The following is a 15406-nucleotide window of genomic DNA, read 5'->3' on the forward strand; positions in this document are numbered from 1 at the left end:
CAAGATATTGCGATTCTTTAATTAAGGTAGATTATTTTATACGTGGAGGTGAAGACGTTGATTCTAGTTATTGGTGGGGCTCGTAGTGGAAAGAGTTCCTATGCCGAAAGACGAATAAAGGAGTTACAAACAAACGCAAATGATGTAGTTTATATTGCTACTGCAATCCCGTTTGATGGAGATATGAATGAAAGAATTAAAAGACATCAAGAAGATCGTCCGATAGATTGGCATACTGTTGAGCGATATAAACAATTTAATCAATTAAAAATGAATGAAGAATTTATTAAATCGAAGTATGTCATTTTAGATTGCATGACAGTTATGATTACAAATTTACTGTTTGATCATTATACTGATATTGATTTTGAAACCATTAAGAATGAGCAAATAAATAAACTAGAATCAGATATAGAAAATGAAGTGAACGAGTTGATAGATGTTTGTGATCAACACGGTAAGACATTCATAATTGTATCGAATGAGGTAGGTTATGGACTTGTTCCATCTTATCGATTAGGCAGGATTTTTAGAGATATTGCTGGGCGTATAAATCAAAAAATTGCTGCAAGAGCAGAAGAAGTTATACTCGTTACAGCTGGTATACCATTAAGAATAAAGTAGGAGTACCGATATGAATCGTTTTAAAATGATCCTCAGTTTTTTTTCAACAATCCCGGTTAAAAATTACGATTTTATTGAAGCCGAACTAGGAAAAGGAATTAGATTGGTTCCATTAGTAGGTGTGTTATTTGGTTTAATACTTGTTAGTTTGAATAGTGGAATTTCATTTATTTTGGAGAAAGAAGCGGGTGCATTTCTTATTCTACTAGTCTATTTATTCTTAACGGGTGGATTACATTTTGATGGAGTAGCTGACACATCAGATGGAATTTTTAGTCATCGTTCAAAAGAAAGAATACTAGAGATTATGAAAGATAGTCGCATTGGGGCATTTGGGGTAATTTCTTTAATTGTTATATTTTTAGGGGATTGGTTATTTTTATCAAAGAGTACAACATTTGTTATTTTTTTATTTCCGATTATTGGAAGATGCATCGCCTTATTCACATGCAGAATAAGTACTTATGCTAGAAATGAAGGATTTGGAAGTCAATTTATAATAGAAGCCAAAAAATCTAATTCATTATTTGTTCTAATTGTCTATGTGTTACTCATTTGTGTAAGTAGTATTTTAATTAATGAAATAGCCATTATTGTTGCGGTATGCGTCACGTTTATTTTTATTACTTTCATAACGAAAAGAATCAATCAAAAACTTGATGGAATTACAGGGGATGTAATTGGATTTACAATTGAAATTTCCCAATTATGCTTTTTAATTTTTGCTGTTATAGGTGAGAGATTAGTATGAGAATTTATTTAATTAGACATACAGAAAGCATTGGAAATAGACAAAAGGTTTATGCAGGAATGACTGATTTTGATTTAACAGAAAAAGGCTATAGTCAAATAGGTGGTGTGATAACCCAGTTTACGAAAATGATTGAACCTACTTCACGCTATACTTTGTATTCTAGTCCACTTCGTAGATGCACTTTATTAAGTGATGCGATTGAAGAATTAATAGGAGAATCAAAAATAGTTGATTGTAGGTTACAGGAGACAAATTTTGGGCTATTTGAAGGGAAATCATATACTGATCTTTTAAATGAAGTGCCTGAAGTTGTAGAAAAGTGGAATGAAGATTTGATTCATTTTCAAATTCCGAATGGGGAAAGCTTAAAGCAGTGTGCAGAAAGAGTTAATACATTTTGTCATGACATTAGATCGAAAAACGAAGATGTAATAGTAGTATCACATGGGGGAATTATGAAGCTACTACTCTTAAATTTACTTCATTTAGATTTAAGTCATTTCTGGAAATTTTATACGAGTAATGGATGTATTATTGAAATTGAGTATAATGATGGTTTTGGATTTTTGAAAAATATCATTCAACTAAATTAAGAGGATGGAGAAACTTGAACACAAAAAGAATTGTTTTACTTTCATTATTTATCGCATTAAGTGCAGTACTGTCTAATATAAAAATAGTCTATTCTATTGCATTTGATTCATTGCCGGCTTTTCTGGCTGCTATGATGATTTCACCGATTGCCGGCGGGATTGTAGGGGCACTAGGTCATCTTCTTACAGCAATTACTTCAGGTTTTCCATTTACAGTACCAGTGCATCTATTTATCGCAATACAAATGCTTGTGATTGTTTGGATTTTTGGCGTATTATTTAAAAAAATGAATCAATACATCGCAATGGTAGTGGCAATTATTTTAAATGGTCCAGTCGCAACTTTATTAAGTGGTCTATTAATTGCTTATTTGAATCACTCGTTTACAGTAAAGACTATTAGTAGTTTTTTTATGTTAATGGTTGTGCCATTGACTTTAGCTTCAGCGGCCAATATTGTTTTAGCATTTATACTTCAAAAGGTGATGAAACGTGCAAATTTCAAAATATAGGGATTTAACCTTAATGCATATAGATAAGAATCGTTATTTTACAATTGCTTGTGATAGCTGCGGTGGAATAGGGATGAGCGAGCTTGATTTCATAAAAGTTGATGAAGAAATTGTAGGTTATTTAACGGCGAAATTATGTTTAGTTGAAACATTAGCATTTCGCGCTAAGCCTACGGTATTAATCAATACTTTATGTGTAGAAATGAACGGAAGAGGTAAGCGAATAATAAACGGGATTGAAAAAGCGATTAAAGAATATAATGAAGCTAATTTTTATGAAGACAACTTAGAAATAAACATTACTGGAAGTACAGAAGAAAATATCCCAACAAAACAAACAGGTTTAGGAATTACTTTAATGGGAGAAATTTATAATCCATTTAATAGAAAAGAAGTCATTTCAGGTGACGTTGTAATATTAATTGGCTATCCAAAAGTAGGAAATGAAGTATTAGAGGATTTAAATAAAAATAAAAACGAAATCATTAATTTTAATTCATTAAAGCATATAACTAATTGCGAAGATGTCTCTGATCTATTACCAATTGGATCAAAGGGCGTTCAGTATGAATTGAATCTATTGATGGAGACGAATAATATCGATATAAAATTATTGAGTCAAACTAGTATCCCGTTACATAAATCAGCTGGTCCAGCGACATGCGCACTAGCAATTATTAAACATGGTGCTATTGAAGAATTAAAAAGGCAAATCTCACAGCCAATCACTTTACTAGGTGAGATTGTTTAATAGTTTGAAATAAAATGATTGGAGAATTAAAATGGCAGATGCTTTGAAAAATGTATATAACCACGAATTAATTTCAAAAATCGCAAACGAAATCAATACCGTTTATACAGAGTTTAATCGTAAAACTTTTATTGATAAAGTATTCAATGGAAACTGGGAAGAAAAAACATTAAAGGAAAGAATGAGACATATTACGATTTGTTTGGGAGAGACACTTCCAAACAAATATGAAAAATCAATAGAGATTTTAAGTAGTATTTTAGAGAAATTTCCAAAGGGCCAATTAAGTAGTATTTTCTTTCCTGATTTTGTTGAAGTGTACGGCTTAGATCACTGGGAAAAATCAATAGAAGCCCTAGAAATATTCACACAGCACTCAACATCAGAATTTGCTGTTAGACCTTTCATTGTACAAGACCAAGAACGAATGATGACACAAATGCTAAAATGGTCTACTCATCCAGATGAACATGTAAGAAGGCTTGCAAGTGAAGGATGCCGACCCAAATTACCATGGGGAATGGTTCTTAAAAGTCTAAAAAAAGACCCAACTCCAATTCTTCCGATTCTAGAAAACTTAAAGGAAGATGAGTCATTATATGTTCGCAAAAGTGTAGCAAATAATTTAAACGATATTTCTAAAGATCACCCAACTCTAGTATTAAAGATTGCGAAAGAATGGTACGGTAAAATTCCACATACCAATTGGATTACAAAGCACGCATGTAGAACCCTATTAAAAAAAGGTAATATAGAAGCTTTAACGATTTTTGGATTCCAAACGACAAAAGCAATCCATATAGACCAATTCCAATTACAATCAGACAATATAGAAATTGGTGGGGACATAAAATTTTCTTTTACGATTCATAGTAACGAACCGACCACCACAAAACTTAGAATCGAATTCGCAATTGATTACGTAAAGTCAAAAGGTAACCGTACAAGAAAAATCTTTAAAATATCCGAAAACACAATTGAAAATGACAAAACATTATCATACAACAAAACACACTCTTTCAAAAACTTATCAACAAGAAAACATTACCCAGGTCAACATAGCATCACACTACTAATCAATGGAGTGGAAAGTGGAACGTATGACTTTACGGTAAAATAAAAATGAGATTCCAATTTTTTGGAATCTCTATGTTTTTAAAAATTCAGCTTACCTATCTTTTCCCACTTACCCTTGTCTCTTGTGCATCATCACATCTTCTGTTAATGGTGTAAAGCCAAGTTTTTCTTGTAAAACATTTTTAGGAATTTGTGACTTAGTGATTGTAACTGCTGTAACTTTTCGATTGATGTTTTCATTATGGATGATCGACATTATATCATAAAAATAAGGTATAGCTGCTTCAGTATAAGCAACAGCTAATATTTCTGAATACCCGGTATCTGGTCTTATTGTCATACCAAAATAGGCAATGACTTGGTTTTCTAGTTTACATTCAACTGCATAGTCGAATTCAATTGATCCATAATACTCATTCATCATGGCAACTTGTTCGTTAGTAAGAATTTGTTGCTTCATTTTTAAATCTTTCCAAACATTAAATTGAAATTGATCTTTTATCTCATACGAAAATCCAGGAATACTTTGGATCGTTTTTATAAGAAGTGGATAATGCGCACCAACTATTTGAGAACGACTTGTAATGTTGAAGCCTTTTGATAAGAAATAGTCTATTTGTTTTCCCCACTGTCCTCTAAATCGCTGTGCAAATAGTTTGCCACCGTATTCCTCACTAACAGCAAATTGATAAACTCTTTCAAATAATTCATCTCGCACAGTATCCTCATATTCTGGCAATACCCATGGATAACCTAAAGAAACAAATTCTCCTTTACCAGAAAAACTCATATAGCCAACAAGCTGATCTCCGTCAAAAGCAAAGCATCTAGATTTTTCATTAAATTCAGATTGGTGTTCAAATAATTTTGGAGATAAAGTTGGTTTCCAAGCATATGGTAGAGATTCTGTCATCTTATTCCAAAAATCATACTGCAAATCAAGATCTGCTGGACTCTCATAAAAACGATAATCTATAGTCATATCAATATCCTTTCCTAAATCGTACTAATTTTAATAGTATCAAATTAATTTGGATTTGAACGTCAAGAATAGCTAATTTTACTAAAATATAACAGTAACATCTAAGAGGGTCAATTAAATAAATATCACATTAATTAAAGTATGATTTTATCGTCATTCTGTTTCCTATAAAAAGAGAATTGAGTAAAATCAATACTTAGATGATAAAGATATTAGGTACTGTCCAGTATTAAAGGTATGCAAATAAAATAGTGTATTTATATATTAGAAACGTACAAATAAAAAAGCTAAAACTGATTAAATTTGGAAAATCTGTAATTAAAAAAGTCAAATCTGCAAATAAAATTAGTGACTAAAAATAATTTAGTGAATAACATCCCGATAATAACGTTCTTTATTAATAATTACATATTTATAGTCCTTAAGGTAACGCTATGAAAATGACCTAAATTAGGAGGGTACTATGCGAGCGGTTACTTATCAAGGGCATTATAATGTAAAAACGATTAAAGTAGATGATCCAAAAATTCAACATAAAGACGATGTCATTATTAAAATTACTTCAACCGCGATCTGTGGTTCTGATTTACATCTCTACCAAGGAAATTTTCCAATTAAGGAAGGCTATATTATTGGACATGAGCCGATGGGAATAGTTGAAGAAGTTGGTTCAGGTGTTACTAATTTAAAAAAAGGGGATCGAGTCGTAATTCCATTTACAGTAGCATGCGGAACTTGTCCATATTGTAATCATGGTTTACAAAGTCAGTGCGATAACTCGAATCCACATTATGATTCAGGTGGCTATTTTGGCTATACTTCCAAGTTTGGAGATTATCCAGGTGGACAAGCAGAGTATTTAAGGGTACCGTTTGGCAATTATACACCGTTTAAAATACCAGAAAGCTGTGAGTTAGATGATGATCATCTATTGTTTCTCTCAGATGTACTACCAACTGCATATTGGAGTGTTGATCATGCAGGAGTGAAAGAGCGAGATACAGTCATTGTATTAGGATGTGGTCCAATTGGGTTAATGGCTCAGGAGTTTGCCTGGAAAAAAGGCGCAAAAAGAGTTATTGCAGTAGATTATATCGATTATCGATTAGAACATTCGAAAAAGATGAATAAAACTGAAACCTATGATTTTTCGAAAGATCCAGATATGGGTGAAACCTTAAAGGAGATAACAAAAGGTGGAGCTGATGTTGTAATTGATTGTGTTGGTATGGATGGGAAGAAATCGCCGTTAGAATTCATTGAACAGAAAATGAAATTACAAGGTGGAACACTAGGACCAATTCAAATTGCTACAAAAGCTGTTAAAAAATGTGGAACTGTTCAAATCACAGGAGTTTATGGTGGGAACTATAATGCTTTTCCTTTAGGCGCATTTTTTAGTAGAAATATTAATATAAAAATGGGTCAAGCTCCGGCAAGACATTATATGCCATTCCTATATGAACAAATAGAAAGTGAAAAGATTGATCCAACAAAAATTATTACTCATAAATTATCTTTAGATGAAGCAGATCATGCTTATCATATTTTTAATAATAAAGAAGATAATTGTATTAAAGTAGTTTTGAAACCATAAATAAAGGAGGTCAATATTTTGAACTCCTTTAAATTTATCTAGAGAGATATCTTATTTTGTTTATAATCTAATTGATTTGAATGCGACATTTTATAGGCCATCACTCCAAATAATACTCCCGCCAGTCCTCTGAATATTGTTGAAATAATCATCGCAATATTCATACTGAATGATTCAAGTAAAAAAACACCAAATTGTGGAGCGATGAAGGCAACGATTGAAAGTAAGAAATTATAATTAGCAATATAGGAAGTGCGATGTTCTTCTTCAGTAGCCTCTAGTAAGCTATTAAATAATATTAAAACTGTACCAGATACAAAAAATCCTGAAGTAAAGTTTACGATAAATAAGTATACATAATTTGTTGATAAAATATTTAAAATAGGTGCAGAGGCCATTCCGATTGAAATCCAAATTAATAATTGAGTATTACTATAACGGTTCGCCATCTTTGCCCACCAACGAAAGCTAACGATTTGTGAAAGTTGGTTGCTTACTGTAAATAAACTAATCCAAAAAGCAGTTGCATGAGCAAATCTTATTTGATAAATCGAAAATAAAGACCATGCCATTTGCCACGCGAAGTTAAAAAATAGTGCACAAACTAAAAATGAGATATAGGGTTTATACTGAAAAAGATGTTTTGAAAAAGGAGAATGATGATTTGAAATTTCAATTTTTTGCTTCTCCTCTTTATGTTTCAATATATAAAAGAACTCAATCATTCCAAATATAAATGCAAATAAAAAAAGTAATTGATATGGAAGGGCACTTTTTGGGCTAATGGATTTCATACATATTCCTGCTACAAGCGTTACAATCATTCCCGTAAAGGTTAGTATTCTATTTCGATTGCCAAAAAATGTGTTTCGACGATCTGCTGGAATTAAATCACCAATAAATGCTTGCCAGCTTAAGTTTAAAAATGTACCGGGAAAATTCATTAATGCAATTAAAATAACAAAAAACCATGCGATATGCTCTGATTTAATAAATGGAAGAAAAACCATTATTAATAGAAAGAAACGCGTAAAGAAAATGGAGTAAGCAGTGAATTTTCTTTTCTCTTCTAACTTATTAACCATAAACGCAGCTGGGAGCATTGCGGCCATTCCGACAATTGAAGGTAAGGAAGAAATTAAACCAACTTGATAATTGGTAGCACCTAAAATTGCAATTGCGAACAATATAAAATAGTTATTTGATAAACTAATTGCGATTGTAGATGCGGCTCCATTTTTAATACTCTGGGATTCATTGTGTAGCACATCCTGTTTACTGTAAATCAACTGACGTTCCTTCTTCCTTTTTTAATTTCATAATTTAGATAAAATATTCGATTTTAAATTTTTAAATAATTCATTAGAACAATAGCATATTTATTCACTAAATTCTATGTTTTAGAACTAAGATTTAATGTAAAATAATGGCTTTATTTTAAGTAGAAATTTCCAAAAATTAGCTATTAATTTCAGAGTTTAAAAATTGCATTTTATAGTTATTTTTAATAAACTAGAATAATCTGTCTGATGTACTAGGAATCATATTTTAACCATATTAAATATTGGAAAGAACATTTTTTAATAGTTAAGCCATACTAATATTAGAATTGACGTAAAAATAATCCTAATTATTTCATCGTCAATTTTTTATTTCACTTTAGGAAATTATATATTGGCAACGATGATAAGTGCTCGACGTAGTAGCCAATTCTAGGTATAGAGTATAAGTGCAACTACGTCTCTGACTTCGCTCAAAAAGGTTTGCCAATAGACAAGTTTTCTTTATTTACATAATGAACTATATTCGGCAAGGAGAAGAGACATATGTTTTCACCAGTTTACAAGGTAAATGATGAAGGAGAAATTTATTTAAGTACGAAAAGTTTTTCAGTTTCATACGACCAATTTAAAGAGGATGAGCAAGGAAACGCATACGTAATTGTAAAAAGCGGGGAAGAACCTCTAATTAGAGTAAAGCTACTTCTTCAAAATATAGGTAATGCGAAAACACCGGAATTAGAAGTGAAAAACAAATCTGGACTAGGTCAGGTGGAAATAAGATTACTTCGAGTAAAAATTAAAAAATTCAAAAATGGATGGGGAGCAAAAATTGCTTTATCGAATGGAGAGGTAACGATTAAAGGAGATATTCCAAAACACGTCAAGATCCAAGTGGTTCGAAAAGTAAAGTTAGCGTAAGTAGTATTTTTAATTAATTTAAAATTTAATGAATTTTGTTCTAATATTTTCTTGTACTTATTATATATATTACTCTTAAAATTTTTAATCTAAAAATCTTATTCATAATGAATGGAGACTGTTAGACAGTTTAACCTCCGACTTTAGCCTGAGTTCTCAAACGACTCAGGTTTTTTATTGAATTATTCAAGTAAATATTTTCTTTTTTAGATTTACTACTTTGAAAAAATATATTAAATGAATCAAACAATTTTGTGGAATATATAAAGGATTTATTGTGGTATTAAGGAATATTTAAAGAAAATAATATTTTCTAATAAACTTTTTTAATGATACTATTTAACAAAATAATTAATCAGATCCCCAATAGGTTCTAGTTATTTACTAATACCATTATTTTAGTTATCGGACTATAAAATAAATTGTTATTAAGGATGTGAAAGTAATTAATATTGAAAATATAGAAGCGTTTATACATGTAATACACTATGGTAGCTTTAACAAAGCTGCGGAATCACTTTTTCTGACACAACCAACAGTTACAGCTAGAATTCAATCGTTGGAAAGGGAATTAAATTGCCAACTTTTTCACCGTACTGGTAAGCAAGTTAATATCACAGAAGAAGGTAAGCGTTTCTTACCGTATGCTCAACAATTAGTTCATATATACGAAAAAGGGAAAATGCATATAAATCCAAAAAAATCTCACAATAATGAATTGAAAATTGGCTGCACAGTATCAGTTTCAAATTATGTAATATCAGAAATTCTGCCAAAGTTATCTTTAAGTAATAAAGAAATACATTATAAAGTTATTACAGGAAAGAGCGATGAATTAATAAATAAAGTATTAAATAATGAAATTGATATAGGTTTTGTTCGGAAAATAAGTCACCCTAGTTTAGAATCAATTAAATTATTTGAGGATCCAATTACACTTTATGTATATCAAGGTCATCCGTTTATTTCAAGAAATTTAATTACAATCCAAGATATTGCTCAAGAGAATCTTATTTTTTTTGAATGCGGCTCATTGGATTGGCTTAGAATTCATCGGTTATTTGAAAATCTAGAAGCTCCTCCAAATATAAGAATTCATACTGATAGTTCCGAGATGGCTAAAAAACTTATTTTAGAACGATTTGGAATTGCTTTCTTGCCTAGTATAAGTGTGAAGAGAGAAGTTAGTGAAGGATTGCTATATCCAATACATATTGAAGAAACAAAAGGAATTTATCTACAAACAAATATTTTCTGTAATCGTGGAGAATATACAGATTTACTGAATGAAATAGTTGATTTAAGCAAAGAGTTGGTGAAATAACCAGCTCTTTTTTTATTAGGAAAGTTAAAGTTTTATGCAATTTAAATAGTACTGAGAGAAATCCATGAGACTTATTAAGAACAATAGATAACAATTATGCTGTATAAGTACAAGCATAAACTTAGAATTCGTCCTATAAGTTAATTCAAATATTTAATAGAACGATAGAAAAGTTCTATTGAAAAACCCGTTGACTAAATTTTCTGTCAGTGATAAAGTTTATAACAATTAATTCCAAGTTAACCGATAAGAAATATTGGTTTTGTAAAACGTGAGGAGGGAAAGCTTTGAAGGATATCGTCATTATTTCTGCTAGTTCATCACCAAACTCGAGGTTGAATGGCATACTCCAATTTGTTAAAGAAAAATGGATCAAAGAAGGTATTAATGTATGTCAGGTAAATATTGGGGATTTACCATCGGAATCTTTAATTAAAAGTGATTTTAATAATGAAGAAATTAAAGAGGCGCTTAATAAAATTGAGAATTCGATTGGTGTTGTTATTGCAGGACCTGTTTATAAAGCATCTTATTCTGGTTTATTAAAAATATTTTTAGATTTAATACCTCAGAATGGTTTGAAAAATAAAGTTGTCCTTCCTATTTTTATTGGCGGTACAATTGCTCATTTACTAAGTCTAGAATATGCATTAAAACCAGTTCTCTCTGTACTTGGGGGAAACCATTTTGTAACGGGGGTTTATGCGATTGATGATTGGATTAGTAGAGATTATCAAAATCATTTTTCTTTATCAAATGAATTAACAGAGAGGTTAAATAAAGCAACTGAAGAATTATCCGAAGAGTTAATTTGGCTAGCAGTAAGACCCTAAAAAAAATTATTAAGAAATGAGGAAATGGGAATGAAAAAGTTTGTAATTACACTTGTATCGTTAGTAGTCATAGTTTTAATCATTACATTTGCTTTAAAAAATAAAGATAAAGAGGCAGCAACAGCTTCTGATTCAAATACAAAAGTTCAAATGATTGTCGTAGGTACAGGTACACAATTTCCTAAAGTGTGCTTTATCGATAAAGATGGAAATTTAACTGGCTTTGACGTTGAACTAGTAAAAGAAATTGATAAAAGATTACCAGAATACAAGTTTGATTTAAAAACGTATGAATTTTCGAGCTTATTGTTAAGTCTGGAAACTAAGAAAATCGATTTTGTTGCACATGAAATCGAAAAAAATCCAGAGAGGGAAGAGAAATATTTATTTAATAAAGAAGCTTATGCACATTGGAAAAATAAAATCGTTGTGGCAAAAGGGAATAATTCAATTCAATCAATCGATGATTTAAAAGGCAAAAAGGTATTAACATCGGCTACAAGTGCAGAAGCACAGATTCTTGAAAACTATAATAAAGCACATAATAACGCAATTAAAATTGTTTATCAAAATGGTGGAGCGAATGACACTGTACAACAAATCACGTCTGGGCGAGTAGATGCTACAGTTGCTGCAGATTTTACTTTATCTTTGATTGATCCAAAAGGTGAATTAAAGACAGTAGGTCCAGCTTTAACCGAGGCTGATGTATTGTTTGCATTTAGAAAAAATGATGCAAAAGATCAACAATTAGCAGATGCAATTGACGGAGCATTAGTAAAAATAAAAGCTGATGGAACACTTGCTAAGTTAAGTAAACAATGGTTAGGTGCAGATTTTACAAATAATTAAAGCAAAAACCAAAGGGTGAGAAGAAATGGGTGCTGAATTTAAAGCTGTTTTGATAATTGAGTATTTTCTTAAATTACTACCTTTTATAAAGATTTCGTTAATCATTGTCGGGAGCTCTATTTTAGTGGGGTTGGGCATTGGGTTACTTATAGCTCTACCAAGATTGTATAAGGTACCAATTTTTCAAAGAATCTCGCAGGTATATGTTTCGTTTTTTAGAGGAACTCCAATTTTAATTCAATTATTTTTAATTTATTATGGTGTACCTGAGATATTGAAACTAATAAAAGTAGACGTTAGTAGAATCGATGTTTTGTATTTTGTCATTTTAACATATGGCTTACACAGTGCAGCCTTTATTTCAGAAGGGATTCGTGCATCAGTTAGTGCTGTAGATCGAGGACAAATTGAAGCGGCATATTCAGTTGGAATGGATAGTTACCAAGCTTTTAAGAGAATCATTGCACCACAAGCTTTCACTATTTGGATACCAATATTAGGGAATTTATTAATAGGAACTCTAAAAGATACATCATTAGCGTTTACGTTAGGAGTGATGGAGTTAACGGGTCAGTCACAGACATTAGGATTACTAAATCGCCATTTCATTGAATCTTATCTTGCTCTTGCAATCATGTATTTTATTTTAAGTGTCTTTCTTGAAAAAGGATTTAACTTATTAGAAAAGCGGTTTGGAAAATATGAAAGTATTAGTGTTGAAAAGCATGTAAAGTCTTTTAAAATCCGTAATCTATTCGGAAAAATGAACCGTGACGTCGTAGTTGTGAAAGAGAGTACGAGATTATGAAACTAGATATCTCATTTATATGGCAAGCATTTATACAAATTCTACCTGCGATTCCAACTTCACTTTTCATTACTGTTTTGTCAGTCTTTATTGGATTTTTTATAGGAACTTTTACTGCAATTGTTCGGATTTATAAAGTCCCAATTCTGAGTCAGGCTGCATCTAGTTACGTTACGATTATTCGAGGAACGCCAATGATAACGCATTTGTTAATTATTTATTACTCGGTCTCGATGTTACTAGATCCATTTGCTAAACATTATCACTTTGGATTTAATTCATCATCAATACCAATGATGGCTTTTGCAATTATATCTTTTTCTATTACAGCAGGTGCGTACTTATCTGAGGTGGTTAGAGCTGGAATTACAAGTATCGATCGAGGGCAAATCGAAGCTGCTTATTCAGTGGGTATGACAACAACACAAGCACTTAGACGAATAGTATTTCCGCAAGCCTTCGCTGTGAGTTTACCAAATTTATCAAATACATTTATTGGCATGCTACATGGATCAACTTTGGCATTCATTGTTTCTGTTGTGGATATAAACGCAAAGGCACAAATTGTAGCCTCTACAAATTGGAAGTTTTTTGAGGCTTATATTGCAGCTGCATTAATTTTTTGGGGAATCACTTTTGTCATTGAGAGAATGACAAGTTTATTAGAAAAGAGATTTAGTGTCTTTAGTCGAGGTGGAGTGAAATGATTACTTTAACGAATGTAACAAAGTCCTTTGGAAAAAATCACGTGCTAAAAGGTATCGACTTAACTGTTAAAAAAGGTGAGGTCGTCGCAATTCTTGGACCAAGTGGATCAGGGAAAACAACTTTACTTCGTTGTATAAATTATTTAGAAAAACCTAGTAAAGGGCAAATTACAGTAGACGATTTTAAAGTAGATTTTAGTCAAGCTTCCAAAAACGAAATTCTTTTATTACGTCAGAAAACAGCTATGGTATTTCAGCAATTTAATTTATTTAAAAATAAAACAGTTGTTGAAAATGTAATGGAAGGATTAATAGTAGCTAAAAAATGGTCAAAGGAAGCAGCTTACAAAAAAAGCGCTGAATTGCTTGAGAAAGTAGGCTTAGGAAACAAGTTAGATTCTTACCCTATACAGTTATCAGGTGGACAGCAACAAAGAGTAGGAATTGCTCGTGCTCTTGCTTTAAATCCAGAAGTCATTTTATTCGACGAACCAACCTCTGCATTAGACCCTGAATTAGTAGGTGAAGTATTAGCGATTATACGCAAAATAGCAAAAGAAGGAATTACATTGATTATCGTTACACATGAAATGGCATTTGCAAGGGATGTAGCCAACCATGTTGTGTTTATGGACGGCGGCATAATTGTAGAGGAAGGAAATCCAAAAGAAATATTTCAATCACCTAAAGAAGAAAGAACAATTCAGTTTTTAAAACGATTTTCAGAGGAAGACATGTACTATATTTAAAAAAATGGAGGAAAGTAAATGGGACTTAAATATGGTTTCTTAGATCAAAGTGTTATTTTTCCAGGCCAAACTGCAAACGAAGTACTTTTAAACACTATTAATCTAGCAAAGGAAGCCGAAAGATTAGGATTCAATCGATTTTGGGTATCAGAACACCACAATTCACAAGGGATTGCTGGATCTTCACCTGAAGTACTTGTGTCACATATTCTTGCTAAAACTGAACGAATTTCTGTTGGTTCAGGTGGAGTTATGTTACAGCACTATAGTCCGTATAAAGTGGCAGAGAACTTTAACGTATTAGCAAATTTATCACCTAATAGGGTAGAGCTTGGCATAGGTAGAGCACCGGGAGGATTTCCAAAATCGAGCCAGGAGCTACAAAAAAACTTGAAAGAACCGCAATCTCTTGAAGAGAAAATCGATGAACTAGAAAATTTTTTATATCAAGAAGCTTCAGAAGTAAGCTCCTTTGATTCTTTACAAGCTTCCCCATTACCACAGATTAGAGTTCCGCTATTTTTATTAGGAACGAGTGCATCAAGTGCAAAATTTGCAGCTGAAAAAGGTTATCCATATGCTTTTGCATTATTCATAAATAATGATCCAACCGCAGCAAAGGAAGCGATCAAAGTTTATCATAATTCATTTAATCATCAAAGTGGTCGAAAGCCAAAGTTCATTTTAGCATTGTCTACGATTGTTACTGAAACGGAAGAAGAAGCACTAAAACTTTCAAATCAATTGCAAACAGTAAGAGTTACATTAGGAAATGGTCAAATCGTAAATGTTGGAACACTAGAGCAGGCTGAGGTTTATGCTAGGCAAGCGGGTCAAACCTATACTACTGAAGTTCGAGATGCAGATGTTCTTAATGGAACAAAAGAAACTTTTCAAAAAAGAATTTTTGATTATCAAAGAGAATTCGGGATCGATGAATTTATTTTTACATCATTGATTCCAAATTTTAAACGAAGAGTTCGTTCACTTCAATTAATAAAAGAGGCTTTTACAGAAATAACCGTGTGAGACAAAAGTTTAG

The 15406-nt window shown here is 31.6% G+C and carries 17 protein-coding genes; 15 read left to right on the plus strand and 2 right to left on the minus strand.

Going from position 1 to position 15406, the window contains the following annotated elements; genetic code table 11:
- Positions 1–57 precede the first annotated feature (57 nt).
- The 6 genes from cobU to EP747_RS17915 are packed head-to-tail and all read left to right on the plus strand — an operon-like array spanning position 58 to position 4354.
- On the plus strand, positions 58–624 hold the full coding sequence (gene cobU / locus EP747_RS17890) for a bifunctional adenosylcobinamide kinase/adenosylcobinamide-phosphate guanylyltransferase (RefSeq protein ID WP_205753847.1): 567 nt from the start codon (positions 58–60) through the stop codon (positions 622–624).
- A gap of 10 nt (positions 625–634) precedes the next feature.
- Positions 635–1375, plus strand: a complete 741-nt coding sequence (cobS, locus tag EP747_RS17895) for an adenosylcobinamide-GDP ribazoletransferase (RefSeq protein ID WP_129691454.1) — start codon at positions 635–637, stop codon at positions 1373–1375.
- Entirely contained in the window at positions 1372–1971 is a 600-nt protein-coding gene (locus EP747_RS17900) for a histidine phosphatase family protein (RefSeq protein ID WP_129691455.1), read from the plus strand. The genes cobS and EP747_RS17900 overlap by 4 nt, the downstream gene beginning before the upstream one ends.
- 14 nt (positions 1972–1985) lie before the next feature.
- The gene (locus EP747_RS17905) at positions 1986–2483 is read left to right on the plus strand and encodes an ECF transporter S component (protein ID WP_165347134.1); all 498 of its coding nucleotides are present in this window, start codon (positions 1986–1988) and stop codon (positions 2481–2483) included.
- A gap of 13 nt (positions 2484–2496) precedes the next feature.
- Positions 2497–3234 (plus strand): hypothetical protein, encoded by a 738-nt coding sequence (locus EP747_RS17910; RefSeq protein WP_165347136.1) that lies wholly within the window; start codon positions 2497–2499, stop codon positions 3232–3234.
- A 31-nt stretch (positions 3235–3265) separates the two neighbouring features.
- On the plus strand, positions 3266–4354 hold the full coding sequence (locus EP747_RS17915) for a DNA alkylation repair protein (RefSeq protein ID WP_129691458.1): 1089 nt from the start codon (positions 3266–3268) through the stop codon (positions 4352–4354).
- A gap of 66 nt (positions 4355–4420) precedes the next feature.
- On the opposite strand, the gene EP747_RS17920 is transcribed toward EP747_RS17915, so the two are convergent.
- Positions 4421–5293 (minus strand): hypothetical protein, encoded by an 873-nt coding sequence (locus EP747_RS17920; RefSeq protein ID WP_129691459.1) that lies wholly within the window; start codon positions 5291–5293, stop codon positions 4421–4423.
- 463 nt (positions 5294–5756) lie between these two features.
- Here EP747_RS17920 and EP747_RS17925 point away from each other — a divergent pair, with 463 nt between their 5' ends.
- On the plus strand, positions 5757–6890 hold the full coding sequence (locus tag EP747_RS17925; protein ID WP_129691460.1) for a zinc-dependent alcohol dehydrogenase: 1134 nt from the start codon (positions 5757–5759) through the stop codon (positions 6888–6890).
- A 38-nt stretch (positions 6891–6928) separates the two neighbouring features.
- On the opposite strand, the gene EP747_RS17930 is transcribed toward EP747_RS17925, so the two are convergent.
- Positions 6929–8179: an MFS transporter gene (locus tag EP747_RS17930; RefSeq protein ID WP_129691461.1), complete on the minus strand. Its 1251-nt coding sequence runs from the start codon at positions 8177–8179 to the stop codon at positions 6929–6931.
- Positions 8180–8716: 537 nt separating this feature from the next.
- Between EP747_RS17930 and EP747_RS17935 the strand changes: the two genes are divergently transcribed.
- From EP747_RS17935 to EP747_RS17970, 8 genes are all read left to right on the plus strand, one after another.
- Positions 8717–9091, plus strand: a complete 375-nt coding sequence (locus EP747_RS17935; protein WP_129691462.1) for a hypothetical protein — start codon at positions 8717–8719, stop codon at positions 9089–9091.
- Between the two features lie 445 nt (positions 9092–9536).
- Entirely contained in the window at positions 9537–10415 is an 879-nt protein-coding gene (locus tag EP747_RS17940) for a LysR family transcriptional regulator (RefSeq protein ID WP_129691488.1), read from the plus strand.
- Positions 10416–10702: 287 nt separating this feature from the next.
- Positions 10703–11248 (plus strand): NADPH-dependent FMN reductase, encoded by a 546-nt coding sequence (gene ssuE, locus EP747_RS17945; RefSeq protein WP_129691463.1) that lies wholly within the window; start codon positions 10703–10705, stop codon positions 11246–11248.
- 30 nt (positions 11249–11278) lie between these two features.
- Positions 11279–12100, plus strand: a complete 822-nt coding sequence (locus EP747_RS17950; RefSeq protein ID WP_129691464.1) for a transporter substrate-binding domain-containing protein — start codon at positions 11279–11281, stop codon at positions 12098–12100.
- 25 nt (positions 12101–12125) lie between these two features.
- Positions 12126–12908, plus strand: a complete 783-nt coding sequence (locus EP747_RS17955; RefSeq protein WP_129691465.1) for an amino acid ABC transporter permease — start codon at positions 12126–12128, stop codon at positions 12906–12908.
- Entirely contained in the window at positions 12905–13615 is a 711-nt protein-coding gene (locus EP747_RS17960; protein WP_129691466.1) for an amino acid ABC transporter permease, read from the plus strand. Before EP747_RS17955 ends, EP747_RS17960 begins: the two co-directional genes overlap by 4 nt.
- Positions 13612–14364, plus strand: a complete 753-nt coding sequence (locus tag EP747_RS17965; protein ID WP_129691467.1) for an amino acid ABC transporter ATP-binding protein — start codon at positions 13612–13614, stop codon at positions 14362–14364. The genes EP747_RS17960 and EP747_RS17965 overlap by 4 nt, the downstream gene beginning before the upstream one ends.
- A gap of 18 nt (positions 14365–14382) precedes the next feature.
- On the plus strand, positions 14383–15393 hold the full coding sequence (locus tag EP747_RS17970) for an LLM class flavin-dependent oxidoreductase (protein ID WP_129691468.1): 1011 nt from the start codon (positions 14383–14385) through the stop codon (positions 15391–15393).
- Positions 15394–15406: the final 13 nt, after the last annotated feature.

The organism is Gottfriedia acidiceleris (genome assembly GCF_004138285.1).
Classification (GTDB): domain Bacteria; phylum Bacillota; class Bacilli; order Bacillales; family Bacillaceae_G; genus Gottfriedia; species Gottfriedia acidiceleris_A.

What these genes read in the sequence shown, in the direction of transcription:
- cobS (WP_129691454.1), top strand. Translation starts at nt 635, where the DNA reads ATGAATCGTTTTAAAATGATCCTCAGTTTTTTTTCAACAATCCCGGTT.
- EP747_RS17900 (WP_129691455.1), top strand. Translation starts at nt 1,372, where the DNA reads ATGAGAATTTATTTAATTAGACATACAGAAAGCATTGGAAATAGACAA.
- EP747_RS17910 (WP_165347136.1), top strand. Translation starts at nt 2,497, where the DNA reads ATGCATATAGATAAGAATCGTTATTTTACAATTGCTTGTGATAGCTGC.
- EP747_RS17915 (WP_129691458.1), top strand. Translation starts at nt 3,266, where the DNA reads ATGGCAGATGCTTTGAAAAATGTATATAACCACGAATTAATTTCAAAA.
- EP747_RS17920 (WP_129691459.1), bottom strand. Translation starts at nt 5,293, where the DNA reads ATGACTATAGATTATCGTTTTTATGAGAGTCCAGCAGATCTTGATTTG.
- EP747_RS17925 (WP_129691460.1), top strand. Translation starts at nt 5,757, where the DNA reads ATGCGAGCGGTTACTTATCAAGGGCATTATAATGTAAAAACGATTAAA.
- EP747_RS17935 (WP_129691462.1), top strand. Translation starts at nt 8,717, where the DNA reads ATGTTTTCACCAGTTTACAAGGTAAATGATGAAGGAGAAATTTATTTA.
- EP747_RS17950 (WP_129691464.1), top strand. Translation starts at nt 11,279, where the DNA reads ATGAAAAAGTTTGTAATTACACTTGTATCGTTAGTAGTCATAGTTTTA.
- EP747_RS17955 (WP_129691465.1), top strand. Translation starts at nt 12,126, where the DNA reads ATGGGTGCTGAATTTAAAGCTGTTTTGATAATTGAGTATTTTCTTAAA.
- EP747_RS17960 (WP_129691466.1), top strand. Translation starts at nt 12,905, where the DNA reads ATGAAACTAGATATCTCATTTATATGGCAAGCATTTATACAAATTCTA.
- EP747_RS17965 (WP_129691467.1), top strand. Translation starts at nt 13,612, where the DNA reads ATGATTACTTTAACGAATGTAACAAAGTCCTTTGGAAAAAATCACGTG.
- EP747_RS17970 (WP_129691468.1), top strand. Translation starts at nt 14,383, where the DNA reads ATGGGACTTAAATATGGTTTCTTAGATCAAAGTGTTATTTTTCCAGGC.